The sequence below is a fragment of the Tenacibaculum sp. 190524A02b genome, from assembly GCF_964036645.1.
Lineage (GTDB): Bacteria > Bacteroidota > Bacteroidia > Flavobacteriales > Flavobacteriaceae > Polaribacter > Polaribacter vairaonense.
This window is the reverse complement of sequence record NZ_OZ038525.1, coordinates 2,335,083-2,359,244: the sequence shown is the minus strand read 5'-3', so window position 1 is coordinate 2,359,244 and position 24,162 is coordinate 2,335,083. Positions and strand designations below refer to the sequence as shown.

Annotated in this window: 19 protein-coding genes and 1 tRNA gene; 9 read left to right on the top strand and 11 right to left on the bottom strand. The window is 30.1% G+C overall.

The window, feature by feature from the left end:
• The first annotated feature begins 79 nt into the window (after positions 1 to 79).
• Positions 80 to 562 carry a hypothetical protein gene (locus tag ABNT65_RS09495; RefSeq protein ID WP_348747751.1) on the top strand — a complete coding sequence of 161 codons (483 nt, stop codon included), beginning with the start codon at positions 80 to 82 and terminating at the stop codon, positions 560 to 562.
• Between the two features lie 115 nt (positions 563 to 677).
• Complete coding sequence (locus ABNT65_RS09490) at positions 678 to 1,406, top strand: hypothetical protein (RefSeq protein WP_348747750.1); 729 nt, start codon at positions 678 to 680, stop codon at positions 1,404 to 1,406.
• Positions 1,407 to 1,482: 76 nt separating this feature from the next.
• Here ABNT65_RS09490 and ABNT65_RS09485 read toward each other — a convergent pair whose 3' ends face one another.
• A complete protein-coding gene (locus ABNT65_RS09485) occupies positions 1,483 to 2,094 on the bottom strand; it encodes a response regulator transcription factor (protein WP_348704424.1) in 612 nt (203 codons plus the stop codon).
• A 2-nt stretch (positions 2,095 to 2,096) separates the two neighbouring features.
• On the bottom strand, positions 2,097 to 4,979 hold the full coding sequence (locus tag ABNT65_RS09480; RefSeq protein WP_348747749.1) for a two-component regulator propeller domain-containing protein: 2,883 nt from the start codon (positions 4,977 to 4,979) through the stop codon (positions 2,097 to 2,099).
• Positions 4,980 to 5,095: 116 nt separating this feature from the next.
• Between ABNT65_RS09480 and ABNT65_RS09475 the strand changes: the two genes are divergently transcribed.
• The 7 genes from ABNT65_RS09475 to ABNT65_RS09445 all read left to right on the top strand — a co-directional run bounded on the left by ABNT65_RS09475 (position 5,096) and on the right by ABNT65_RS09445 (position 12,747).
• Complete coding sequence (locus ABNT65_RS09475; RefSeq protein ID WP_348747748.1) at positions 5,096 to 6,907, top strand: leucine-rich repeat domain-containing protein; 1,812 nt, start codon at positions 5,096 to 5,098, stop codon at positions 6,905 to 6,907.
• 186 nt (positions 6,908 to 7,093) lie between these two features.
• Positions 7,094 to 8,527: a hypothetical protein gene (locus ABNT65_RS09470; protein WP_348747747.1), complete on the top strand. Its 1,434-nt coding sequence runs from the start codon at positions 7,094 to 7,096 to the stop codon at positions 8,525 to 8,527.
• Positions 8,528 to 8,599: 72 nt separating this feature from the next.
• On the top strand, positions 8,600 to 9,091 hold the full coding sequence (locus ABNT65_RS09465) for a hypothetical protein (protein WP_348747746.1): 492 nt from the start codon (positions 8,600 to 8,602) through the stop codon (positions 9,089 to 9,091).
• A 98-nt stretch (positions 9,092 to 9,189) separates the two neighbouring features.
• A complete protein-coding gene (locus tag ABNT65_RS09460; RefSeq protein WP_348747745.1) occupies positions 9,190 to 10,200 on the top strand; it encodes a hypothetical protein in 1,011 nt (336 codons plus the stop codon).
• Positions 10,201 to 10,377: 177 nt separating this feature from the next.
• Positions 10,378 to 10,851 (top strand): sporulation protein, encoded by a 474-nt coding sequence (locus tag ABNT65_RS09455; protein ID WP_348738028.1) that lies wholly within the window; start codon positions 10,378 to 10,380, stop codon positions 10,849 to 10,851.
• A gap of 38 nt (positions 10,852 to 10,889) precedes the next feature.
• Positions 10,890 to 12,236, top strand: a complete 1,347-nt coding sequence (locus ABNT65_RS09450) for a hypothetical protein (RefSeq protein WP_348747744.1) — start codon at positions 10,890 to 10,892, stop codon at positions 12,234 to 12,236.
• Between the two features lie 22 nt (positions 12,237 to 12,258).
• Complete coding sequence (locus tag ABNT65_RS09445) at positions 12,259 to 12,747, top strand: hypothetical protein (RefSeq protein ID WP_348747743.1); 489 nt, start codon at positions 12,259 to 12,261, stop codon at positions 12,745 to 12,747.
• Between the two features lie 79 nt (positions 12,748 to 12,826).
• On the opposite strand, the gene ABNT65_RS09440 is transcribed toward ABNT65_RS09445, so the two are convergent.
• The 9 genes from ABNT65_RS09440 to ABNT65_RS09400 form a co-directional block, all read right to left on the bottom strand.
• Positions 12,827 to 15,229, bottom strand: a complete 2,403-nt coding sequence (locus ABNT65_RS09440) for a glycoside hydrolase family 31 protein (protein ID WP_348747742.1) — start codon at positions 15,227 to 15,229, stop codon at positions 12,827 to 12,829.
• A gap of 94 nt (positions 15,230 to 15,323) precedes the next feature.
• On the bottom strand, positions 15,324 to 17,237 hold the full coding sequence (gene glgB, locus ABNT65_RS09435; RefSeq protein ID WP_348747741.1) for a 1,4-alpha-glucan branching protein GlgB: 1,914 nt from the start codon (positions 17,235 to 17,237) through the stop codon (positions 15,324 to 15,326).
• On the bottom strand, positions 17,234 to 18,535 hold the full coding sequence (locus tag ABNT65_RS09430) for a glucose-1-phosphate adenylyltransferase (protein ID WP_348747740.1): 1,302 nt from the start codon (positions 18,533 to 18,535) through the stop codon (positions 17,234 to 17,236). The genes glgB and ABNT65_RS09430 overlap by 4 nt, the downstream gene beginning before the upstream one ends.
• A gap of 13 nt (positions 18,536 to 18,548) precedes the next feature.
• Positions 18,549 to 19,955, bottom strand: a complete 1,407-nt coding sequence (locus ABNT65_RS09425; protein ID WP_348747739.1) for a glycogen synthase — start codon at positions 19,953 to 19,955, stop codon at positions 18,549 to 18,551.
• 455 nt (positions 19,956 to 20,410) lie between these two features.
• Positions 20,411 to 21,955, bottom strand: a complete 1,545-nt coding sequence (locus tag ABNT65_RS09420) for a T9SS type A sorting domain-containing protein (RefSeq protein WP_348747738.1) — start codon at positions 21,953 to 21,955, stop codon at positions 20,411 to 20,413.
• Positions 21,956 to 22,116: 161 nt separating this feature from the next.
• Positions 22,117 to 22,190: transfer RNA gene (locus ABNT65_RS09415), tRNA-Arg, on the bottom strand.
• 47 nt (positions 22,191 to 22,237) lie between these two features.
• Positions 22,238 to 22,465, bottom strand: a complete 228-nt coding sequence (locus ABNT65_RS09410) for a putative signal transducing protein (RefSeq protein ID WP_348704438.1) — start codon at positions 22,463 to 22,465, stop codon at positions 22,238 to 22,240.
• 16 nt (positions 22,466 to 22,481) lie between these two features.
• Positions 22,482 to 22,634 carry an SsrA-binding protein gene (locus ABNT65_RS09405; RefSeq protein WP_348704439.1) on the bottom strand — a complete coding sequence of 51 codons (153 nt, stop codon included), beginning with the start codon at positions 22,632 to 22,634 and terminating at the stop codon, positions 22,482 to 22,484.
• A 179-nt stretch (positions 22,635 to 22,813) separates the two neighbouring features.
• Positions 22,814 to 24,145 carry a hypothetical protein gene (locus tag ABNT65_RS09400; RefSeq protein ID WP_348738038.1) on the bottom strand — a complete coding sequence of 444 codons (1,332 nt, stop codon included), beginning with the start codon at positions 24,143 to 24,145 and terminating at the stop codon, positions 22,814 to 22,816.
• Positions 24,146 to 24,162: the final 17 nt, after the last annotated feature.

The window sequence follows — 24,162 nt, the reverse complement described above, 5'->3', positions numbered from 1 at the left end:
CTCCTGATTTTCTTTACATATGTAAATGTACAACAGTTGGATAGTGATGAAATTTGAGATAAACTCAAAATGATACGAAATGAAATCAATACCAATGTTTTTATGTATTTCTGTTTTTTCTATTTTTTTAGGGAGTCAAATCACGGAAGGTTGTTTGTTAGTTCCGTATTGGAAAACCTTATCTAAAACAGAGTTTTATAACTATTACACTGCTTTTGGTCCAATAATAGGACAATTTTATTCGGTTTTAACAATTATAGCAGTACTAATTCCTTTAAGTATGAGTATATATTGCTTTTTTAACAAATCTCAAGCTTTAAAATATGCGGTTATTTCAACTTTTTTTTCAGTTTTAGTAATCACACTTTTCTATGTTTACTTTAAAGAAACCAATCAACAATTCTACAAGGCAGTTTTTAATGCTGATCAATTAAAAAGCGTATTAAATACATGGGCAAATTGGCATTGGATTAGAGTAACTTTTGAGTTTTTATCATTAACCTTTTTAATGTTAACTTTTAATAGTTTGCATGGAGCAGAACGGTTAAAGAAATGTAATTGACAAGAGTTGTTAGATGATTTATTAGTTTTCATCAAAAAGTATTATTATAGCTACGTTAGTGTGTTACTAAAATCAGTAGCATAAATTGTAAAAAACACCAATAATTTGAAGAAATATGGATAACATAAGTAGTATTATAAAAAAGGCACAAGACGATTTATTTCCTCAATTGGAGGCAAAAATCCGTTCGGAGTTGGAAAAGAAAGATAAAGAATGGCTTATTGATCAGATTATTTATTTAACCTGTGAAAGGCATAGTCTTAATGAGCAAAAGCATAAACTAGAAAATATAAAAAATCGCATAGCTCGAATTCGTAAAAAAGGATATAATGACCAAACAATAGAAAATTTTATTAATGTTTATAAAACTATTAGCAGAACAGCGTTAGAAGAAACAGGGCTCCTTTTAAATGCACCACATATGGGATTAGCGACTATTGAGTCTTATCAAAGATCAAAAAAAGGAGAGGAGTTACTTGAAGAGGCAAGAGACATGCTTTACGTAGCTTTATATGGAGATGAAACAATAAATGTTAATTTGACTCGTACACAAGAAGAAATTGTAACAATGATGTTGCCTTTAAGTAAATCAGATTCGTTGTTTTTTTTAAAAGCAGTAACGGAAACAGCAACTTTTGGTACTTGGAATGATGTTGAAGGAGTTTCAAGTGATGACCATGCGAATAATGTTGGCTTACAAGTTGAGTTCAGTGATAATGAAGAAGGCGCTATTGGAGTAGCTATATTTATAGCACTGAACTTAATAAACCTTTTACATGTGAACGAAGAAATACTGTATGCTAGAATGGAAAAAGTAGAAAGAAGCTCGTTACAATCTTTATAATAAGTAAACAGACTCGGATTGAATTAAGTTGAATCCGAGTATATAGATTAAATAAGTAGTTTTATTTTAAAACCCATCACATATCATGATTCAACTTTTTAATCAGTTCTTCACGTTTGCTAATATGCAACTTCTCATAAATATTACGAGCATGTGTTTTTATGGTGTTAACAGATAAGTTTAATTCTTCAGCAATAATGGCATAACTTTTTCCTTTTGCTAAAAGTTTTACCACATCATTTTCCCTTGGTGTTAGCCCTTGTTGTTTTGGAACTTGAAAATAAGCGATTACTTTTCGAGCAATATTACCGCTCATAGGTGAACCTCCGTATTTTATTTGTTGTAAAGCATTAATTAATTCTTCAGGACTGGTATTTTTAGTAAGGTAGCCAATAGCACCTGCAGACAAAGCATCAAAAATATAATCAGAATCTTCATAAACAGAAATTACCACACTTTTAGCATTTGGATTTTGATGGTGAAACCTTCTTATTCCTTCAATACCGTTAATACCTGGTAGCTTAATGTCAATTAAAATAATATCCGGCTTTTTCTTTTTACAAAATATAAGAGCATCTTCACAATTGGTAAAAGCACCTAATACATTAAAATCTTCAGAAGTGTTTATAATTTCTTTAAACGAAAACAAAAGGCTTTCGTTATCTTCAATAATGACTACATTTTTCATTCTTACTTGTTAATTTTTCCCTTAAAATATACCCCAAAACCATTATGGTTTGTAAAGTTTAATTCACCGTTAATAAATTCAATTCTTTCTTTCATATTTCGTAAGCCGTTTTTTCTTCCTACGGTATTGATATCATATCCAATACCATTGTCTTCAAGTTTAATTTCTAAAATAGCATTCTTCAAGTTTACAGAAAATACTACTTCAGTAGCTTTACTATGTTTTAAAGTATTAGTCATAGCTTCTTTAAAAACTAAAACCAATTGTTTGTTCCAATAATGAGGTAAGGTTACTTCTAATTTAGAAACATTGTTACTACTTTTAAAGTTAATATTTGAAAATTCAAATAATTTTTCACCAAAGTCATTTAAATAGAGTTGTACCTCCTTTAACTCGTTGTTTTTATAGTCTAAAGACCAAACAAAATCACGCATGCCTGCATATAAAAAGTTTGCATCTTTATTAATTTGATGTAAACTAGGGTATAAATTACTTTCTTTGGTTGTTTTCTTTAAAGATAAGTTAGATAACATGGATATACTAGCTAATTTGTTTCCTAAATCATCATGGAAATCTTGCGCTATTTGGTGGCGGACATTTTTTAAATCTTCTTGTAACTTTTCTCTTTCCAGTAAAGTTTGTTGAAAAATTTTATTCTTTTTTCTAGACTTTAAGAGTTGGTTGTATATCAATAAAACTATAGTACCAGCTCCTAAAACAATAAGCAGTGTATAAAACCATAATTGTTGATGCCAAGGATATACAATTTTAAAATAATAAGGTTTGGTATAAATCCAGTTACTGAGTCCGTCTTTATATCTAAAAACAACTTGATAGTTATCTTGAGCAAGGTTTTTGAAACTTATTTTTTCATTTAATAAAGTAGCCCAAGTATCTTTATTTAATTGATATTGAATTTTTAATGTATTAGGATTTACAAAGTTGATAGGAGCTATTGTAAACTGAGTGTTTTGCTGTGAAACTTTTAAAGTGGTATTGGTTAAGTTATTAAAAGGGTACAAGTTATCATATTTAAATAACCCTTTGTTTCCTACAGCATATATATAATCGTTATGTTCAACTATTTTTTTTACAGAAGAAGATTCTTGACCTAAGTTTTTATCAACACTATAAAAAGTAGTTTTCTTTAAAACATTTAATCCTTTTTGTGTGGCAGTCCACAATACACCAAATTTATCTATAAAAAGATCATTAACATGGTTACTTAATAATCCATGATTAGTAGTGTAATGATTCTTCTTTAAAGAGTTTATTTTATAAACTCCTGAATTGGTGCCTACCCAATATGTTTGATTGTGAATAACCAAATCTGTGAACATATTGGCATTAATACCCATGGTTTCATTCCACTGTATTACTTCACCTGTAAGTACATTTAATCGGTAAATTCCTAATCTACCAAATAAGGCGTAGATGTATTCTTTGTCTTGTATAGCATTTAATAAATAAGAACCGTAAACATTATGAAATACACCTTTATTGATAATACGACCTTCTTTTTTTATGGTATACGAATAATCAGTTAAATAAATATTTACTCCTTTAAAAGAAAAGTTAAATGCTTTAAAATTTTTATTTCTTAAAACATAATTGTTCCATCGATCCTGATAACTTCCATTAATTTTATTAGGAACAATAACGTCGATTTCTTGATTTTTAAGAAGCTGAAATGTTTCTGTATGAAAAGGAATACGTTTAGAATTAATTAAAGTATCGTTTTGAATACTATAAATAATATTAGGAGCTATGGAAATAATTCCATTATCATGAAAAGCAATATCCCTTAAATCTGGATTTATAAAATAATTCTTTCCATAAAAGGCATTATTAGTGTGAAGTATTTGGTACACACCACTTCCATAAGTTGTAAGCCACAAATTAGCATCTTTATCAAAAAGGAAGTCAGAAATAGAACTTTTAATAGCTAGTTTTTGAGAAATATTGGTAAGAAAATTATTGTAAATGTTATAACAGTACAGTTCTCTTAATCCGTTAGCTTTATTAATAAATACAAAATATAATTGACTTTTAAATAGTTGCATTTGAATAATTTTCCCTTCTGGGAGCTGTAAGATTCTTTTTTCAAGAAACTTAGAACCGTCATAAAAGAAAAGATGGTTATAGGAAGCAGCTATAAAATAACCATTATCTTTAGTAAGTGAATGAACGTATTTATTGTTTAACTTTTTAAGGTTTATTTTTTTATAGCTGAAATTTTCAAAAGCATAAACACCTTTTAGTTGATCTTTAGTTGCAATGTTTAGCTCAGAGTGATGTAAATAAAGTGTGTCGTTAATAAAATTTTGATGCGTATCACGAAGAATCTTTTTAAAATCAACCTTAGATTTTACTAGTAAAGTATCATGATCATATCCAACATGTTTAACATTTATCTGATGCTTTTTAATATTGTAAAACACCTGTTTACTATTACCACTATCTCCGTAAACTAAAGAATCATTTAATTTATAAATTTTATTAATTTTTGAGTAGTCAGTAGCAGAGGATTCGTTTTTATAAATACTATCGTTTTTTAAAATATGAATACCTCTTCCCCAAGTAGCTATTAAAAATTGCTTATTAGGAACATCTTCTATGATATCAATTACGTAATTAGATTTTAAGCCTTTTTCACTACCATAAACAAGAAACGTTTTTCCGTTAAACTTAACCAAACCATCATCCGTACCAATCCAGATATACCCTTGTGAATCTTGTATTATTTGATAGGTTATATCATGTGGTAGTCCTTCTTCTGTAGTGTAATGCTTATATACATTGTTTTGTGCATATATAGTAAAAAAACAAGCGAACCATAAAAGAACAGATAGTTTAGGATAATATGTTAGGGGTACTTTAAACATTCAAATTAAATGTATTGCAAATATCTGTAAATATTAGGTTAAAAATATCACCCTTTTAGTGTGAAGTATAATTATTTAAGGTAAAATAATTTTGTGGCTTAATAAAAAGTAAAAAAATGAAACAAAAAATTACCCTAGCACTTTATTTATTAGCAAGCATTTTAGTTAATGCACAAACAGTAACTAAGCTAAAAAATATACCACATTCATCTTATGCTATAGCTACAGATGGTACCTATTTGTATGCGTCTTTTACATTTGCTAATGTTTTTAAACGTTACAAGTTAACTAATTTAAATGAACCTCCTATTTCCTATAACTATTCTACATCACAAAATGATATGAAAGTTTATAATGGCTATTTATATTTTGCCAGTTATACAGGGAATGTTATTGAAAGGAGGCCTTTAACAGAGTTAAATATATCGGAAAAAGTAATTGATTTAAGAAGGGCAGTTGGTTTTGAATTTGTAGGTAATTATCTGTATGCAGTTAGTGCTGAAAAAGGAATATTCCGTTACGATATGACTAATGAAAACCCACAAACTACAGAAACTCAAATAGTAGATGCAACTAGTATTGAGGACTTAAAAATTATAAATAATACATTATTTTACATAAAAGGAACTTCCTTGTATAAGAGAGCTTTAAATACTTCAATAGGAACAGATGTAGAAGAAGTAATTTCAAGTTTAATACAAGCACAGGATATCGTGCATAGAGGAAATTATTTATATATAGCTCAGTTTAGAAATGATGGAGATATAATCCGTTATGATATTATAAATAATACTTACGAAACGTTTGTTGCTTCTTCTGAATATAATTATTCTTTAGCAATGTTAATTCATAATGATAAATTGTATTTTTCAAGTATTAAAAACGCAATGCCTAATGAGGATGCATTTTATACAGTAGATTTAACACCAGATTCATATGCATATATTCCTGATAATAATTTTGAACAAGCTTTAATAGATTTAAATCACGATACAGGATCTGTTGATGGATTTGTACCTGTTAAGAATATTAGTGAGGTTACTACTTTAAATGTTAAAGATAAAAATATTAAATCAATAGAAGGAATTCAGTATTTTAAAAATTTAACAGAATTAAAAGCTATAAATAACAGTATAGCTCATATAAATTTAAGTGAGAATAAAAAGTTGATTAAGTTAGACTTATATAATAATAAGTTAACCGCTATAGATTTATCAAATAACTTATTACTTGAGGATGTAACAATATCTAAAAACTTATTAACGAATATTGATGTAAGATGGAATAAAGCAGTAAAGAATCTAATTTTAGATGATAATAAGTTAACATCAATTATAATGTCAAGAATTAGTTATGACAATCTTTTTCAGTTAGAATTATCCAATAATAACATCACTTCATTATACTTGAATGTAGCACCTAATTTACAACAGTTGTATGTGAGTAAAAACAAATTAACAACACTGGATGCAAGTAAGAATCCATTATTAGATGAGTTGTATATGGATAACATGTCAACCTTAACCTCAGTTAACTTAAAAAATGGAGGGAATGCAAATATGTCAGATTTATATGCACCTAATACACCAAATTTAAGTTGTATTCAAGTTGATGATGCAGTTTATAGTAAAACAAATTGGACACAAGTTGATGCAGCCAGCACTTTTAGTGAAAATTGTGTAACGGCTTCTATAAATGATGATATATTGACTGGTTTTTCTGTATATCCAAATCCATCAACTACTTACATCAATGTGAAAACAGAAAATTCAATAAAAGAATTATTAGTTTATGATATGTTAGGTAAAGAGGTTTTAAAAAGTAATACTCAAAAAATAGATATTACAAACTTAATAAAAGGTGTATATATTTTAAAAATAAAAACCGATTCTAATAAAGTAGGAATTCAACAGTTTATTAAGAAGTAATTAAAGATTTATGTATAAAATTCTAAAAAATCAATTGGTAATGATTAGTGTTATATAAGAAATAGGTTTTAATTAGTGAGAAAACCACCCGATTCGGGTGGTTTTTTGTGTTTTAGAATACAATAGGTTTGCAGCTTAATGAAAAATAAACATTTAAAAAATATAAATAATTAGAAAAAAAGTACCATGAAACAATATTTAATTATACTTATAATAGGTGTTGTCTGTAGTGTATCATACGGACAAAATGTAATAGACGGTAGTTTTATTCCAAGTGACATTAGAGCTGGTAAGTTAGAAGTTTTTAAACGTACTGATGGTGGTGTAAAAGTAACGTTAAGAAAAAGAGGAACTAGTAAAGCAACCATTTTTGTTTGTAAGCAACTGGATAAACAAGAAAATACTTATGAAGGAGAGATAGCGTATGAAAAGCGTTCTTTTGAGAGGAATGAGTCAATATTACATCTAAAATATAATGCTAGTGAAAATTTTATCGATTTATATATGCTTGACAACGATAGAATTGTAACTACGCACATACTATATGCAAGAGATAAAAAAACACTCAAAAGTAAAATGAAAAAGTTTAAACTACTAAGTAAGTTTAAACAAAATTTGGCAGCGTTAAGTGAGTCAAAAAAAGAATTTTCACCTATGGTAGGGAAGTTAATTCCATCTGATGAGCCTTCTAAATTAAGTAAAGGACGTGCAGGACAAGTTATTTTTTTCTCTGAAAAACCAGAAATAGGAAAGGAAGACCCTAATAAAATTAAAACTCATTTTAAAGTAGGAGAACCAGTTTGGGCTATAGCTTATTTACCAAAACCATATGGGGAAATGAGAGACTTATATCAAGAATATTATGACGAAAAAGAGAGAAAGAAACGCTATTTTGTAGGAATTGCTATGTTTAAAAATGATAGAGGTATGGTTGGTGAAGAAGGAAGGTTATTTTCTATGGCAGCGGTTAGAGAAATTAATAAAGACGATTTGAAGAACAATTATATCATTTTTCAGGTAATTCCTACATTAAATGAAAATAAAATGAATGATAATGGGGCTTCATGGGTTAGTGAGCGAATATCTAAATTATTAGATAATAAAGTACAAAAACTTAAAATAGGACTAAATACAAAAAGTTATGCTAAAAGAAAAGATTTAACAATATCAGGGGCTTTTACTCTTGATTTATCTCAAGGTACTGGAGATTTTGACAAAATAGCTAAAGGTATAAACAAGAAACAGTTTGATGCAAAAGAGCTTCCCAAAGCTAGAAAGAAAGATGCTAGTTTAGAGGCTAAGTTAAAAGAAGCAGTAAAAGATCATGCTTATGGAGATTCGTATTATGCTGATACAAATTGGAAAAATGTGATAATTACTTCAAAAGATTGGGATGTTTTGAAAACAAGACGATCAGATGAATTGTATTTTAGAATTGAAGGATTGTATTTGGATGGAGTAATAACATTTACAGGTAGAAATGGAGGAGATTGCGGTTACATGGAGTTTAGGTTTATAAAAAAATATATGGGAGGAGGAAGATATAGTAATACTGTTAAAGTTTATGGAGGAGGAGATTCAATTCATATTACACATGTCAATTGTGATAAAGTAAAATAAAGACATTGTAATATAATGAATAGCGCTTGTATGTTAACAGAAACTCAAAAAAGCACAATTAATAATATTATAATGAAATACAATCTTTCTAATTGGATGGAAGTTTGTGAGGTAGGCGTAAAAATGAACCGACTAACAAGTGATGTTAATACAAAAAATAGAAATAAAATTACTTTAATAGTAGTGGTATTGATAGTTCTTAAAATGTTAGCATCTAATAAAATTCCTGAATTTGTATTTTGGATGTTTGGAGGTATTGGAGTTTTATTTGTGGCGGTTAAATTTTATATGTTAAAAAGAGAATTAGTATTTGATTTGGTAAATGGAGTAGTAGAATTAAGTGTAATAGGAATAACATTAAAAAAACAAAAACTGAAAAGGTTTAAAGATTTTACTTCTGAAGGAGGTTTTATAATAAATGGCTTTGATTTAGGAGGGAATTTATACATGAAATTTACTGATGGGGAAAAAATTCAAGTAGCACAATTAAGAGACTTCAACGTTTTTAAAAGCATTCAGTATGCCATTATTGAATTTAAAGAATTGAGTTTTAAAATAACATAATGTTATCTACTTAAAAGTAAAAACCACCCGATTCGGGTGGTTTTTTGCGTTGTAGAATGCCATAAGTTTGTGCCTTAATTTAAAATAAGTTATTAACTATGAGTTTTTTAAGAAAGGATTTAATGTCGTTGTTTTTTTTGTCTTTATTTCTTTTAACTGCGTGTAGTGAAAATGAAGCTCCAGCAAATATAATAGAGGAGCCTAAAGTTTATGTAGTGTATTGGGAATATGATGAAACAACTTCAAATGGAATAGTGAAACTGTGGCAAGACGGTAGTGTCAGCAATATAAGTGATACATCAAAAGATGCTTGGGCTAATGATATTTTTATTACTGATAAAAATGATGTATACATAGGTGGGTACATATTTGGTAATTCTTTAACACCTACTTTATGGAAGAATGGTGTTGTAACAAGTCTAACAGAAGGTATTGAGAAAGGAACAGTCAATGATGTTTATGTGCATAATAATGATGTGTATTTAGCTGGAAATTCTGCAACGGTTACTTCACCAGATCGAGCTACTTTATGGAAAAATAAGAAACCAACAATATTATCTAATATACTTTCGAAAGCAACTAAAGTTATTGTTCATAATAATGATGTTTATGTAATAGGTTCTATTGGAGTAAGGCCAGTAGTTTGGAAAAATGGTGAAAAAACTTTTTTAACGGATGGAACGCATACAGCAAGTGTTGAAGATATTGCAGTCTATGATAACAATGTTTACATTTTAGGAAAAGAACATAATGGAACCAAACATGTAATTAAACTATGGAAAAATGGTGTAGCAACTAATATTACCGATGGGAATTTTTCAGCAACACCTTCAAGTATAGCAATTGAAAAAGGAGATATATATGTAGCAGGACAGGAAAAAAGTGCAGGATATATTCCTAAAGTATGGAAAAATGGAGTTGCAACTAACTTAACAGATGGTAAAAAATATGCATTTCCAAATGATCTTTTTGTTTTTGAGAATACAACTTATACAGCAGGCTCTATAAGCAATACTAAAAAAGAAGATGCTGTATTGTGGAAAAACACAACTATGATAAATATTACCAAAGAATCTAATGCAAGAGCTATGGCAGTTTTTGTAAAGTAAATTAATAGCATTTTAATAATTAAATTACAAAGCCTTGTCTTTTTATGACAAGGCTTTTTTTATATAAAAATCACCCTTTTAGTATGAAATAGAAAAGGTTAAGTTGAAATAATTTTGTAACAGAATAAAAGGAAAAACTAAATGTCTTAAAACATTTAGAAAATTAAAACTAAGTATATGGGTTTATTACAAACTATTAAAAACAAATTAGGTATTGGGGGAGTAAAAGCAAAGCTAACAATACCCGGTCAAGTATTACAAAGTGAAGGTGTTGTTTATGGGAGTGTAGAATTAACTTCTAAAAGCGATCAAGAAATAGTAGATATGCGTTTTGTGTTTATTGAAGAATTTACACAAGGAAGGGGAGATAATCAAACTACTAAGAACTTTGAGTTAGGAGAAACTACTAATGAAAACAGCTTTGTAATTAAAGTAGGTGAACGTAAAAGTTTTGACTTCGAACTACCATTTCAACTATTAAAGTCTAAAGCCGACAGTTTAAAAGAAAAAGGAGGAACAATGGGTAAAATAGGAAGTATGGCAAAGTTTGTTAAGAATGAAAAGTCCGCTTATTTTGTTAAGGTTGAGGTAGATGTAAAAAGTGCTGCATTAGATCCTTTTGATAAAAAAGAGATAAAAGTAGTAAGCTAGTTAAAAGAGGGTAGAGATAATAAATTAAAAGATCAAAAATGAAAGTAATAAAACAAATAATATACATATTTATACTAGTATTTGCACAACAGTTAGTTGCTCAAAACTTTCAAACTGGTTCTTATTATGCATCAGGTGATGTAGTTAGTGGTGTGGATATTCGTTTGCGAGATGATAATACAATAAAAGCTACTTTTAAAACAGCAAGAGGAAGCTATAACTATATTTTCAATCCTTTGTCTAAGCGTAAAGGAAGTTATGAATCAGTAAAAGACAACTTTGTATTAACTAGTAAAAAAGACGTATTAGTGCTTTTAGAACTAGATAAAAACAATGGGATTAATAACATAGCTGCCTTAGCTACTTCTAAAAAAGAATTACGAGAAGGAAAGAAAAAATTAGGAATAAAAAGCAATGTGTTTGCGAAGCTGAATAAAAAGAAACAAAATACAGTTAAGGAGTATTTTGTAAAGCGTCCAACATCAGAATTTCATAAACAAAATGTAGGGAAAATAGTATTCTTTTCTCAAAAACCAGTTGTAGGAAAAGAAGATAAGTCGTTAATTAAAAATACATTTAAAGTAGGAGAAGAAGTATGGGCAGTAGCCTATTTACCTTCTGCTTTTAATGCTAGTAAATATTTTAAAAGATTAACTAATTCATTTTACGATGCTTACGGAAAAACACATTATTGGATTACAATAGGGATGGATAAAAATGAAAAGGATAGACTACCTAAAGAAAATGAAATTGTAAATCAATGTACTGTAAAGTCATTATACAAAAAGGATTTAGAAAAAAATTATGTTGTATTCCAATTAGTGCCAGCTTCGGTAGAAACTTCAATAATGGATAAACAAGGAAGTGTGTTTTTATTAAAACGAATGGGAAGCAGATTACGTAATAAAAAACACCAAATTAGAGTAGCATTAACTGATGGTGAAATGAAACAAAAAGAAGAAGTGATTTCTGGATACTTTACATATGATGCTTCAGCGGGTGCAGAAAGTTTAGTAGCAATGTCTAAAAAACTAGCAAATAAAATATTGGAAGGAAAGCGTGTGCCAAACGCTGTACGTAAAGATAGAAGTATCGAAAGCCAGATGTTGATGCAGGTAAAAATGTGGGGAAGTAAAAACAATTGGTCAGATGTAGATTTTAAGCGTGCTATTATCACTTTAGATTGGACGGTTTTAAAAGATAGATACGGGAATATAGAAGGAAAGTATATAGAAGGAGATGTTTTGTACAAAAGTAAAGAAGGTTGTGGTTATAGAAACTTTGGTTTTATAAGAAAATACCTTGGAGGCGGACGTTACGATTCTTATTTAAAGCAGCATACTACAGGGGCAACAGCAGCATTAAGTTGTGATAAAGTAAAATAATTAAATCAAAGAAATTTTAAAGATGAAAAAAAGATTTTTAGGATTATTAATCCTTATGACAGTAGTAGTGGTTTCTTGTAAAGAAAGAAAATTGACTACTTTACAAATAAAAGATACAGATTTAACAATAACTGTTTATGAAGATGAAGCTGAACATAATAAAAACTGTTTTAAAATTTTTGAAGATAGTCATGAATTACAGTTAGGTAAAAAAGGTAAAAGAGTAAGAGTAATATACAGAGAGATAGAAAAGCAATATTATCCTGAGAATGTAGAGCTTTTAGCACAAGCGGTTACGATGCATGATGATATAAAAAAGTATACGCTAAAAAATGGTGCTTTTGGGGTTTCTTACCAAGCAAAACCTAATAAAAAAGGGAAGGTTAAAAAAGGGTATATTTTTTACTTTAAAAAGGATAACAAATATTATAAAATCTATAATAATGAAACTTTTAATTATAAAATGAAATATTTTGAACATATTAAAAATGTCATGGAAAGTATACAATAATTGTAATTAGGTATAGAAAAAAGGTTTCTGTAAAAACAGAAACCTTTTTTATGTTAAGGAGAATAGTTAGGTCTTTAATTTAACCAATAACATGGATTTCGTTAAAGTTTTTAGGAATCGTTATGGTATTGTCTTTAGTGTTAAATTCTACTGAATTTAAATTGACAATTACATTGTCAATTTCTACTTCTTTTATAGTAAATGGAAGTCCAATAAATTGAAATTTCATGGTTTCGTACTCGGTGATAAAAGTTCCGTCTTTATGTTGTTGTATAATAACCTCTTTTTCTTTACCTGTAAAAGATAAAGTTCGTAAACTATATCTTCCTTTGGTGTAATCGTATCCGTCTTGTGCGTCTTCATATACTTTAGAAACTTCTTTTTCTCCCAGTTTAAAATATACTTCAAGCTTAAGTTGCTCAATTTTCTTTTCACCTACGTATTGTTGAACGGGATATTTAGGAAGAATGGTACCTTCTTTTATAAACATCGGAATAATATCGATATCTGCATCTACCCATTTTTCCATTCCACCAGTTACATATTCTTGTGTCCAGTAATTGTACCAATGTCCTTGCGGAATATACATTCTTCGTCCTTTAGAATTAGGTTCTTGAACGGGGCAAACCAATATTTGATTTCCAAAAATAAACTCATCCGTTCTATAATGTGTTTGAATATCTAACTGATCGTATAAAACTAAAGATTTTAACATAGGGATCCCATAGGTGGCATATTCCCAAAACATGGTGTATAAATAAGGAAGTAATTGATAACGTAGTTCAACATATTTTCTAGTCACATCAATTACCTCTTCACCAAATGTCCAAGGTTCTTGACTACCATGATCTCCTGAAGAATGTGTTCTACAAAAGGGATGGAACACACCTAACTGAATCCATCTAGCATACAATTCACCAGTTGGATGCTCAGCAAAACCACCAATATCACTTCCTGTAAAAGACATGCCACTCATACTCATTCGTTGTGCTTGAATATTGGCAATCCATAAATGTTCCCAAGTGGCAATATTATCACCCGTCCAAGAAGAAGTATAACGTTGTGCTCCGGAATAAGCCGAGCGTGTAATGATAAAAGGTCTTTTAGGATAGGCGTATTTTTTGACACCTTCATAGGTAGCACGCGCCATTTGTGTTCCGTAAATATTATGTGCTTTTCTATGACTACAATAATTTCCATCGTAACTGTGGCGCACATCATTAGGAAAAGTTTTTCCCGGAACTTCCATAACGGCAGGTTCGTTCATGTCGTTCCAAATACCTTTAACGCCTATTTCATCAATAATTTCTTTAAACAATCCAGACCACCATGTTCGTACTTTAGGATTGGTAAAGTCGGGAAAAAAACATTCACCAGGCCATACTTTTCCACGCATATACGGGCCGTCAGCTCGTTTACAGAAAAAATCTTTTTCCATGGCTTCTTGATATACCCAATAATCATCATCAATTTTAATACCCGGGTCAATAATAGCTACTGTCTTAAAACCATCGGCAGCCAATTCGGCTACCATTCGTTTAGGGTTAGGGAAATATTCGTTGTTCCAAGTAAAACAACGGAACCCGTCCATATAATCAATATCTAAATAAATACCATCACAAGGAATTCGTAGTTCTCTAAACTTACCGGTAACTTCTTTTACTTTTGACTCTGGGTAGTAGCTCCATTTACACTGATGATAGCCTAAAGCCCAGAGTGGAGGCAATTCAGGTTTTCCAGTTAAATCTGTATAACGTGTAATTACATCTTGCATATCTGGGCCAAAAAAGAAATAATAATTCATCTCGCCACCGTGTGCCCAAAAACTAGTCACGTTTCTGCGTTCATGGCAAAAATCAAAAAAGGTTTTAAACGTATTGTCAAAAAAAATTCCGTAAGCTCTTTCTTCATGCATTCCAATATAAAAAGGCACGCTTTTGTATAAAGGATCTTGGTCTTTACCAAAAGCATATTGGTCGGTAGCCCAATTTTCAACACGTTTCCCTTTTAAGTTTAAATGCATGGGTTTGTCTCCCAAACCATAATAACATTCACCTTGAGGAGCAGCCTTACTCATTTTTACAATATTACCACCATATTCATAACTCTGTTCCCAATGAAAACCCCAATCGTCCCTACAAATGATATTTCCTTTCGTATCATATATTGTAGATTTTAAGTTCTCTTTATGAATTTGGATAATAATTTTTAACGTTATTATTTTATAACAAGTTACATGTTCTTCTACTTCTAGTTTAGTATACCCTCTAACACCATCTTCACTAATAGCATAAGAAAAATCTTTTTCAAAATTATTATCAGTGGCGTATCTAAATCGAATGACACTTCCTCGTAAAATGGTAACTTGAAGAATAACACCATTTTCGGTTTTAAAGTAGATCTTATCTACATCTTGAGAGAAAGAAGTTATTTTTCCTGGAAAAAGATTTCCTTTGTATTCTATTTCTGTATTAATAATCATAATACTTAATTTTTTTGGTTAGTATGCTGCTAAAATGTATCTGTATAGATAGTTTTAAGATTTGAACTAAGTGAGTTGTTTTAATTATTTTGAATTACGATTCTATTTTAAAAACTACAGTCGCTAAAGGCGGTAAAATTATTTCACAAGAAAAAGATCTGTAATTCCAATTAACCTTTTCTATGGGTAAGCTCTTTTTGTTAGAAATACCACTTCCTCCGTATTTTTTATAATCACTATTAAATAATTGTATTAATTTACCTTTTTTAGGTAAACCAATTCTGTAAGATTCTCTAGGAATAGGGGTCATATTGCATACAACAATTAGGGAGTTTTTTTCATGCTTGCCTTTTCTGATGTAACTAATTACTGAGTTTTCATGGTCATCATAATTGATCCATTCAAAACCCTCTTGTTCAAACTGTTTCTCATAAAGGGCTGGATATTTTCTGTACAAAGTATTTAAATCCTTAACCAATTTTTGAGTTCCTTTATGAACATCATATTGCAATACGTACCAATCTAAACTAGTTTGAAAATTCCATTCTGCATGTTGTCCAAATTCACTACCCATAAATAATAACTTACTACCAGAATGTGTAAACATGTAACTGTATAGTAAACGTAAGTTGGCAAACTTTTGCCATTCATCACCAGGCATTCTACCAACAATACTACTTTTACCATGAACAACTTCATCATGCGATAAAGGAAGCATAAAGTTTTCAGTAAAAGCATAGGTCATACTAAACGTTAAGTCATTTTGATGATGTTTTCTATAAATAGGTTCTTTACCAAAGTATTGAAGAGAATCATGCATCCAGCCCATCATCCATTTCATACCAAACCCTAAACCACCTAGATAAGTTGGTTTAGATATTTTGGGAAAAGCGGTAGATTCTTCGGCGATAGTTTGTACATCGGGAAAGCTAGCATATACTTCTTCATTAAGTTCTTTCAGGAATTCAATAGCGTCTAGGTTTTCGTTTCCACCATATATATTAGGTTCCCATTCACCTTCACTTCTAGAATAATCTAAAAAAATCATAGAGGCTACAGCATCTACACGTAATCCATCAATATGATATTGATCTAGCCAATAAATAGCATTACTAATTAAAAAACTTCTCACTTCATTTCTTTCGTAATTAAAAATAAGACTTTTCCAATCTGGATGATAGCCTTTTCTTCTGTCTGGATGTTCGTATAAATGTGAACCATCAAAGAAACCAAGACCATGCGAATCTTCAGGAAAATGAGAAGGCACCCAATCTAAAATAACACCAATGTCATTTTGATGGAATTTGTCGATTAAATACTTAAAATCTTCTGGATATCCAAAACGTGAAGTGGGCGCAAAATAACCTGTAATTTGATAACCCCAAGAAGGTTCATAAGGGTGTTCCATAACAGGCATAAGCTCTACATGTGTAAAGTTCATGTCTTTCACATAATTCACTAACTCATCGGCCATTTCTATATAAGAATATGAGCGATGATTATCATCAAACTTTTTTTTCCAAGAAGCTAAGTGCACTTCATAAACAGAAAATGGAGCATTTAAGGCATTGTGTTGCTTTCTCTTTTTTAACCAATTATTATCACTCCATAAATAATCATCATTCCAAACAACTGAAGCTGTTTTAGGTGGATGTTCACAGCGTTTAGCAAAAGGATCGGCCTTTTCAGTTCTTATGTTGTTGTTGTGAGAAAGAATTTTGTACTTATATAAGTTTCCTTTCCCAATATTAGGGATAAAACCTTCCCAGATTCCTGATTTATCCCATCTAACATTTAATAGATGTTCTTCTTCTGTCCAGTGATTAAAATCTCCAATAACAGAAACTTTTTTAGCTGAAGGAGCCCATACGGCAAAGTAAGTTCCGGCTATACCGTTTACTGTTAGTGTATGTGATCCTAACTTTTTATAAAGACGGTAATGTTTTCCGGCTTTAAATAGATCAATATCAAAATCTGTAAACAAACTGTAGGTTATAACGTTGCTCATACAGAATAGGCTGCTTCTTGCGTTTTTTGTAATATAAATCCGTCAGGAATTACTGCTTTAGCTCTGATAACTACAATACCATCTTTAATTACATAAGCCTCATTTTCTTCATCCTTAAGATGAGAACCGCCTTTAATAATTACATTATTACCAATTCTAGCATCCTTATCTATGATAGCATTTTCAACATGGCAATTTTCGCCAATACCTATATAAGGAATGCCTTGTTGTTTATCGTTTTCTATTTCTCCAATCTCTTGATATAAATTAGCGCCTATAACATAACTGTTGGTAATTTCACTGCCAAAACCAATTCTTGAACGAATACCAATAACTGAGCGTGTTATTTTTTTAGCATGTATAATACAGCCATCTGCTACCATAGCTTTTTCTAAAATAGTCCCATCAATTTTACTAGGTGGTAATATTCTAGGTCTAGTTAAAACACCTTTAGAATTGGTAAATAAATCAAACTTAGGTACATCATCAGTAAGTCCAATATTTGCTTCAAAGAAAGAAGCAATAGTTCCAATATCGGTCCAGTATCCTTTATATTGATAGGCTAATACTTTGTTTTTATGAATAGATTGCGGAATTATTTCTTTACCAAAATCTATGGTACTTGGGTCAGACATTATTTTTTTTAATAATTCTCTATTAAAAATATAAATTCCCATAGAAGCAAGATAAGTTCTTCCTTCACTTACCATTTCTTCATCCACTTCAGATTCCCATCCTTTTAATTCAGTTTCTGAAGGTTTTTCAATAAAAGAAGAGATAAAACTTTCTTCATTAGTTTTTAAAATACCAAACTGAGGAGCTTCTTTAAAAGTAACGGGTAAAGTAGCTACAGTTATATCGGCATTTTTCTCTTCATGCTGTTTTAGCATATCGTTAAAATCCATTTGATACAATTGATCACCAGAAAGAATCAAGGCATATTCAAACTCATGATTTAAAATATGATTCATGGATTGTCTAACAGCATCGGCAGTACCCTGAAACCACGTTTTGTTTTCAGGAGTTTGTTCGGCAGCCATAATGTCTACAAAAGCCTCGCTAAAGCTACTAAAGGTGTAGGTGTTTTTAATATGTCTATTTAAAGAAGCAGAATTAAACTGCGTTAATACAAACATTCTTTTTAAGTTACAATGAATACAGTTAGATATTGGGATGTCAACCAATCTGTATTTTCCTGCTATAGATACAGCAGGTTTTGAACGTTTGTCTGTAAGAGGTGATAGTCGTGTTCCTTGTCCACCTCCCAAAATAATTGCGAGCGCTTTTTTATTGATCATGTTATATGTTAAGTTAGATTGATTTATAAAGTTCTATGTATTCTTGAGCAGATTTAGTCCATGAATGATCTATTTTCATGATGCGTTTTTGAATTTTTCTAAAAGCATCTTTGTCATGATACAATGCAATTGCTCTTTTAATAGAATAACAGATGTCCCATACTGAAGCTTGATCATGACAAATACCAAAACCATCATCTCCTATGTCTACTACAGTATCTTTTAAACCTCCCGTTCTTCTAACAATAGGAATGGTTCCGTATTGTAATGAATACATTTGATTCAGTCCGCAAGGCTCAACTCTAGAAGGCATTAACAAAAAGTCAGCACCCGCATATACTAAATGTGCTAATTTTTCATCGTATCCAATATGAGTATTAAAGTTGCCTTTAAATTCTTCTTTTAAGTCAATTAATTGTTTTTCTATTTCCTCATGTCCAGAACCCAATACAAGTATGTTTATTTTTGGGTGTTCTTGTAAGGCTTGTTGTATAACTTCAGGTAATAAATCGGCCGATTTTTCACCAACTAATCTTCCTATGAAGCCAAATAAAGGGTAATCAATGTTTAATCCGTATTTATCGCACAATTCTTTTTTATTGGCTCTTTTTCCTGATATCACATTACTTTGTTTATAGTTTTTAACCAGCATATTGTCTGTTTCTGGATTCCATACAGACGTATCAATACCATTTAAAATACCAGTACATTTTTCACTTTCACTTCTCAGTAAACCTTCAAGCCCATTAGCATTTTCTTTTAACTCTTCCATGTAGGAAGGAGAAACTGTGTTTACTTTTGAGGCGCACTTTATACCAGCTGCTAAAGGGTTGATAGCACCATACCAATCTAAAATTCCTACGTCTTTAAAATCAAAAGGAGGCAAAGTGTCTAATTTATCATGAGAAAAGTGACCTTGATATTGGGCGTTATGAATGGTTAATACGGTAGGTGTGTTTTCTAATTCCTTGTAGTTATTACAGTAATTAATAAAAAAAGGAATTAAAGAAGTATGATGGTCGTGACAATGGATAACATCAAAAGATAGTTCATTATTAATAATCCAGTCTAATAAAGCTAACTGAAAACCTAAACATCTATTAGTTTCGTCTTCATAACCATAAACTTCTTCGGTATCCAAAAGATTTTCTATTTGAATAAGGTATAACTCGTATGGTTTGTTTTTAGTAGTAACTTTTAAAATTGTATAATCAGATTGTTGTCCGTTAATGTCAATTTTACCATTACTAATTGCTTCTAGTTTTTGCTTTTTAACAAACGTGTTTTTATAAAAAGGCATAACCACAGTGGGGGACGTGTTCAAGTCGTGTTGATATTTTGGCAAAGCGCCTACTACATCGGCAAGGCCTCCAACTTTGGCTATTGGATAACACTCAAAACTTGTGTGAAGAATTTTCATTTGGAAGTTGTTAAATATTAAATAGTTGAATATTAAAAATAGCCAATCCTTGTGAAAATTAGGTGAATTTATTATTAAAAAAAGGCTATCAAAAATGTAAACACAATAAAAATAAAGCCTTTTTTTAAAGTTTTGATAATGTGGGGGTTGTAAGTGTTTTTTCAAGGGGTTTTGGGTAGGTGAAAACCCTTAAAAGTACTGGTTAGTTTAAAAAGTGTACTACTAAAAATTTTAAGTATTTTAATTGTATGAGCGATAGTTAAAGGGATTTTTCGATGTTTTGTATTGAATAGGTTTTTAATATTTTTGATTAGATATTCCGTGTGTTTATACTGGGGCGATTCATTAATGTTGTATGTGGTTTAACGTGTTGTTTAATGATATTGTTATTTATGAAGTGTGAAATAGAAGAATAGCCCAGTACTCTACTGAGCTTTTTAATAAGGAATGTTAAATTAGTATTTAATAAAGCGTTTTACACTTGAATTCCCATTCTTAGTGTAGGCTTTAAGAAGGTAGATGCCGTTAGCTAAAGAAGAAATTGTTATTGGAGTGTTTGTATTATAAGTAGCAACAATTTGTCCTTGTAGGTTGTAAATTTCAGTTTTTTCAATAGAGAACCTAGTTTGTAACTTAAGGTAGTTTTTAGTTGGGTTTGGGAAGATATTAAAGTCTACCAAAGTAATTTCTTTTAAAGAGGCAGTTGTGCAATTTTCTTTGAAACTAGCACTGATATCTTTTTGACTCCTCCAATGTGTATTGCTATAAGTTTCGTCATCTACCTGTATGCATGTTAAATTAGGGTTTTGAAACATAACAGGGCTAAGGTTTTTATAATTGCCGCTTTTTAAATTTAAAGAAGTCAATAAGTTGTTATTTATTTCAAAAAAATCCAGCTTCGCATTGTTAGAAATGTCAAAATGAGTTAATTGATTAAAGTCAATATATAAACCATTTAAATTAATATTTTTAGAAATGTCTAAACTTTTTAGTTGATTATATCTTAAGCTGATAAAATTTAACTCGGTGTTTTTAGAAATATTAAGGTCGGTAAAATTATTATAATCGCCAAAAAAGTGAGTTAGTTTGATATTTTTTGATAAATCTAGGTGGTTTAATTGATTAGTATAAACATATAGGTTCTGTAAAACAAAATTCTTGGAAATGTCTAATTGAGTAAGCTTATTGTCTGAAATTAAAAGGAAAATAAGTTTCGTGTTTTTAGAAGTGCCTAATTGATTCAGCATGTTAGATGTCAGGTCAAGATGTTCTAAAGCTGTATTGTTGGAAATATCTATAACTTCCAATTTATTCCCTGAAGCAATCAGTTTCTTTAAAGCAATATTTTTAGTAATATCTATGGTTGAAATCTGATTATTATGAATATTTAACGTAGAAAGAGAAGGATTTTTAGAAACATCTAAGGAAGTAAGTGAGTTTTTATAAATGAAAAATAAGGATAGCAATGTGTTTTTAGAAATATCAATGTTGGTAATTTTATTTTCAGATAAGTGAAGTGTTGATAGTAAAGTGTTTTTAGAAAGGTCAATATCACTAATATTATTGTTACTTAAACCTAGGTTTTTTAAAGCAATGTTGTTCGTAACATTTAAACTAGTAAGCCTATTGTTGTTGATATAAAGTTGTGTCAAAGCGACATTTTTTGAAATATTTAGTTCAGTAAGTTGATTGTCACTTATTAATAGTCTTGTAAGTTTTTTGTTTTTAGAAACATCAATGCTGGTTAAAAAGTTATCGGTAACATCTAGCTCTTCTAAGCTTGTGAACTCTTCAATACCAGTTAGGTCTTCAATTCCTTTAAGTTGAATAGATAAGCTTTTAATGGTGCTAATGTTTGCGGTGGGTACATAATCATCTAAAGGTTCACTATCATACCCTTGTTGAATTAAAGCACGTTCAAAATTATCATCAGGGACAAAAGTGTTTTGTGCTAATGTCATTTTATTGATAAGCAATATTAATAGTATAATTTTTTTCATGTAATAGTTTTTTGGAATAATGCAACAAAAATATTTTTTGTAATAATTTGTTTTCCCACCCTTTTTGGGTAGTTTTTTAGAGATAGGATGTATAAAATATCTATGTGAAAGTAAAAAGAAGGAATAAAAAAAGCTCTTTAAAAATATTTTAAAGAGCTTTGTGACCTCGGCAGGATTCAAACCTGCAACCTCTTGAGCCGTAATCAAGTGCACTATTCAGTTATGCTACGAGGCCGTTGTTTTGCGGGTGCAAATATATAAACTTTTTTGGCTTATCAAAAATTATTTTTCAATTTCTTTTTTAAAATTTTCAATTAAGTTTTTAGTAGCTTCATAATCAGAATCAAAAATATGTAACTCTACAGCATCTCCAGTAGTGCCAAAACCAGCCAATCTTCCAGATTCTTTGTCGTTTTTAATAATAAAAGGTATTTTAATTTCTTGTAATAAGTAGGCCAAACGATTTACAAGAATCGTTGATCCAGTAAAAACATTAATATAATTTGTCATGATAATCTTTTTTAAATTATGATAAAGAATTTTTAGTAACATAAGCCCTCCAACCAATAATAGCTAATTGAAATTTAGAGGCTTTTGTAATGTCCAACTGTCTTTTGGTGAAAGACGGTAAAATGATCTTATTAAGTTTAGCTAGTACTTTAAATACTTGTAATTTCATTATAGTAGGTTTACTATCAAAAATAATGAAAATAAGTTAAAAATGGTATTAAATAAGTAGAGTGGTTTATGCCACTCTACTTTTATATATCTTTCTTTTTGTTTTGTTTTATAGTTGAGGTCATAGCAAATTCTCCCATTTAACGACGACTGTATTCTTTTTTAGCAATTTTTATAGTATTATTTCTTTCCTTTTTCCATCATTTTTTTGGCTAGTTCTGCACCAATTAAAGATTGTAATAAGTTTCCATTGTTGCCAGATTTACTTCCTTCAATATAGGTAGAAGGTAATCTTAAATCCTTTAACTCTTTAGCAACACCTACAGCAGTTTTGTATTCCCACTCAGCACGTTCCTGTGGTGTTAATCCAGCACTAACTAATTTTGCATTTTCATAGTATTGTGCATCAGCAGCTACTTTTTTACTTTTTGCTTTAAACTGTTCAACTTCATACTGTTTCTTTTCTTTTACTAAGTTAAACTCGGCAACTTTAGCTTCTGTTTCGGCAGCAATGGTTTGTTGTATCTGCGCTTTTTCTAATCTAGCACGTTCTTTTGCTTTTTCAGCTTCTCCTTTTGCCTTTTCTTTTTGCGCTCTATAAAATTCACGTTCAGCTTGTTGTTTCTCTAACTGTGTTTGCGCAACTTCTTCTTTTTGTAATTGCAATCGATTGTCAAAAGTAGCTTCCCAATCAATTTCAGTAACTACGGCTTGTACAACTGTTAAACCGTATGATTTTAAAGAGTTTCCTTTTACACGGACTGGTTGCCCATCTATATATTTTATTCGAAACCTTTTTTGTCTAGATTCCTTGTTAGGAATTGTTCTAACTATGGTACTGTCTCCAATAACCTCAGGTTTTTCATTATTTTGATATTCTTCTAAAACATACATTCCGTTTTCTAACTGATCTTGAAAATAACGATCAAAATCTGCTGCCTGACCAGAAATGTAATCTTGTGCTGCCATTAGCTTACAAGTGTTTTTTATAGACTGATCTATATTGGGTATAATACGAGAACGTATTAAGTTTTTTTCTGTTTTGTTTCTATCGGCAACCGATAAAAACTGAACTTCATCAGAAATATCAATACTAATAACAATCGAGGTGGCTATTTTTCCTTTAACAGCATCGTTAAACTCCCATTGTCTAGCCTTGTCTACATAGGCGTACTGACTTTGATCGCCTAAGTTTCCATCAGTATTTGGAATTACATATTTAATAGGCATTTCAAATTGAATAGGAATCAAACGTCCCCACATTTTAGTATTAATTCCTTGTCTAAATACAGCTTTTTGACTTCCCCAAGGGTATTGTACAGCATAAGCAGTACCAGGTTCTGCATAGAAAAACATTCCTGTTATAATACTAAAGATAATTCCAATAATAGTTATTTGAATACTTTTAGCGGTTGTAAACCATTTTAGGTATTTGTTATCTTTTAAAATAGTATTGGTAAATAAAGTGGCTATTCCGGTAATAATTAATAAAACTCCAATAAATGTTAGCATAGTAATAGTGTTTTAAT

What these genes read in the sequence shown, in the direction of transcription:
- ABNT65_RS09495 (WP_348747751.1), top strand. Translation starts at nt 80, where the DNA reads ATGAAATCAATACCAATGTTTTTATGTATTTCTGTTTTTTCTATTTTT.
- ABNT65_RS09490 (WP_348747750.1), top strand. Translation starts at nt 678, where the DNA reads ATGGATAACATAAGTAGTATTATAAAAAAGGCACAAGACGATTTATTT.
- ABNT65_RS09485 (WP_348704424.1), bottom strand. Translation starts at nt 2,094, where the DNA reads ATGAAAAATGTAGTCATTATTGAAGATAACGAAAGCCTTTTGTTTTCG.
- ABNT65_RS09480 (WP_348747749.1), bottom strand. Translation starts at nt 4,979, where the DNA reads ATGTTTAAAGTACCCCTAACATATTATCCTAAACTATCTGTTCTTTTA.
- ABNT65_RS09475 (WP_348747748.1), top strand. Translation starts at nt 5,096, where the DNA reads ATGAAACAAAAAATTACCCTAGCACTTTATTTATTAGCAAGCATTTTA.
- ABNT65_RS09470 (WP_348747747.1), top strand. Translation starts at nt 7,094, where the DNA reads ATGAAACAATATTTAATTATACTTATAATAGGTGTTGTCTGTAGTGTA.
- ABNT65_RS09465 (WP_348747746.1), top strand. Translation starts at nt 8,600, where the DNA reads ATGAAATACAATCTTTCTAATTGGATGGAAGTTTGTGAGGTAGGCGTA.
- ABNT65_RS09460 (WP_348747745.1), top strand. Translation starts at nt 9,190, where the DNA reads ATGAGTTTTTTAAGAAAGGATTTAATGTCGTTGTTTTTTTTGTCTTTA.
- ABNT65_RS09455 (WP_348738028.1), top strand. Translation starts at nt 10,378, where the DNA reads ATGGGTTTATTACAAACTATTAAAAACAAATTAGGTATTGGGGGAGTA.
- ABNT65_RS09450 (WP_348747744.1), top strand. Translation starts at nt 10,890, where the DNA reads ATGAAAGTAATAAAACAAATAATATACATATTTATACTAGTATTTGCA.
- ABNT65_RS09445 (WP_348747743.1), top strand. Translation starts at nt 12,259, where the DNA reads ATGAAAAAAAGATTTTTAGGATTATTAATCCTTATGACAGTAGTAGTG.
- ABNT65_RS09440 (WP_348747742.1), bottom strand. Translation starts at nt 15,229, where the DNA reads ATGATTATTAATACAGAAATAGAATACAAAGGAAATCTTTTTCCAGGA.
- glgB (WP_348747741.1), bottom strand. Translation starts at nt 17,237, where the DNA reads ATGAGCAACGTTATAACCTACAGTTTGTTTACAGATTTTGATATTGAT.
- ABNT65_RS09430 (WP_348747740.1), bottom strand. Translation starts at nt 18,535, where the DNA reads ATGATCAATAAAAAAGCGCTCGCAATTATTTTGGGAGGTGGACAAGGA.
- ABNT65_RS09425 (WP_348747739.1), bottom strand. Translation starts at nt 19,955, where the DNA reads ATGAAAATTCTTCACACAAGTTTTGAGTGTTATCCAATAGCCAAAGTT.
- ABNT65_RS09420 (WP_348747738.1), bottom strand. Translation starts at nt 21,955, where the DNA reads ATGAAAAAAATTATACTATTAATATTGCTTATCAATAAAATGACATTA.
- ABNT65_RS09410 (WP_348704438.1), bottom strand. Translation starts at nt 22,465, where the DNA reads ATGACAAATTATATTAATGTTTTTACTGGATCAACGATTCTTGTAAAT.
- ABNT65_RS09405 (WP_348704439.1), bottom strand. Translation starts at nt 22,634, where the DNA reads ATGAAATTACAAGTATTTAAAGTACTAGCTAAACTTAATAAGATCATT.
- ABNT65_RS09400 (WP_348738038.1), bottom strand. Translation starts at nt 24,145, where the DNA reads ATGCTAACATTTATTGGAGTTTTATTAATTATTACCGGAATAGCCACT.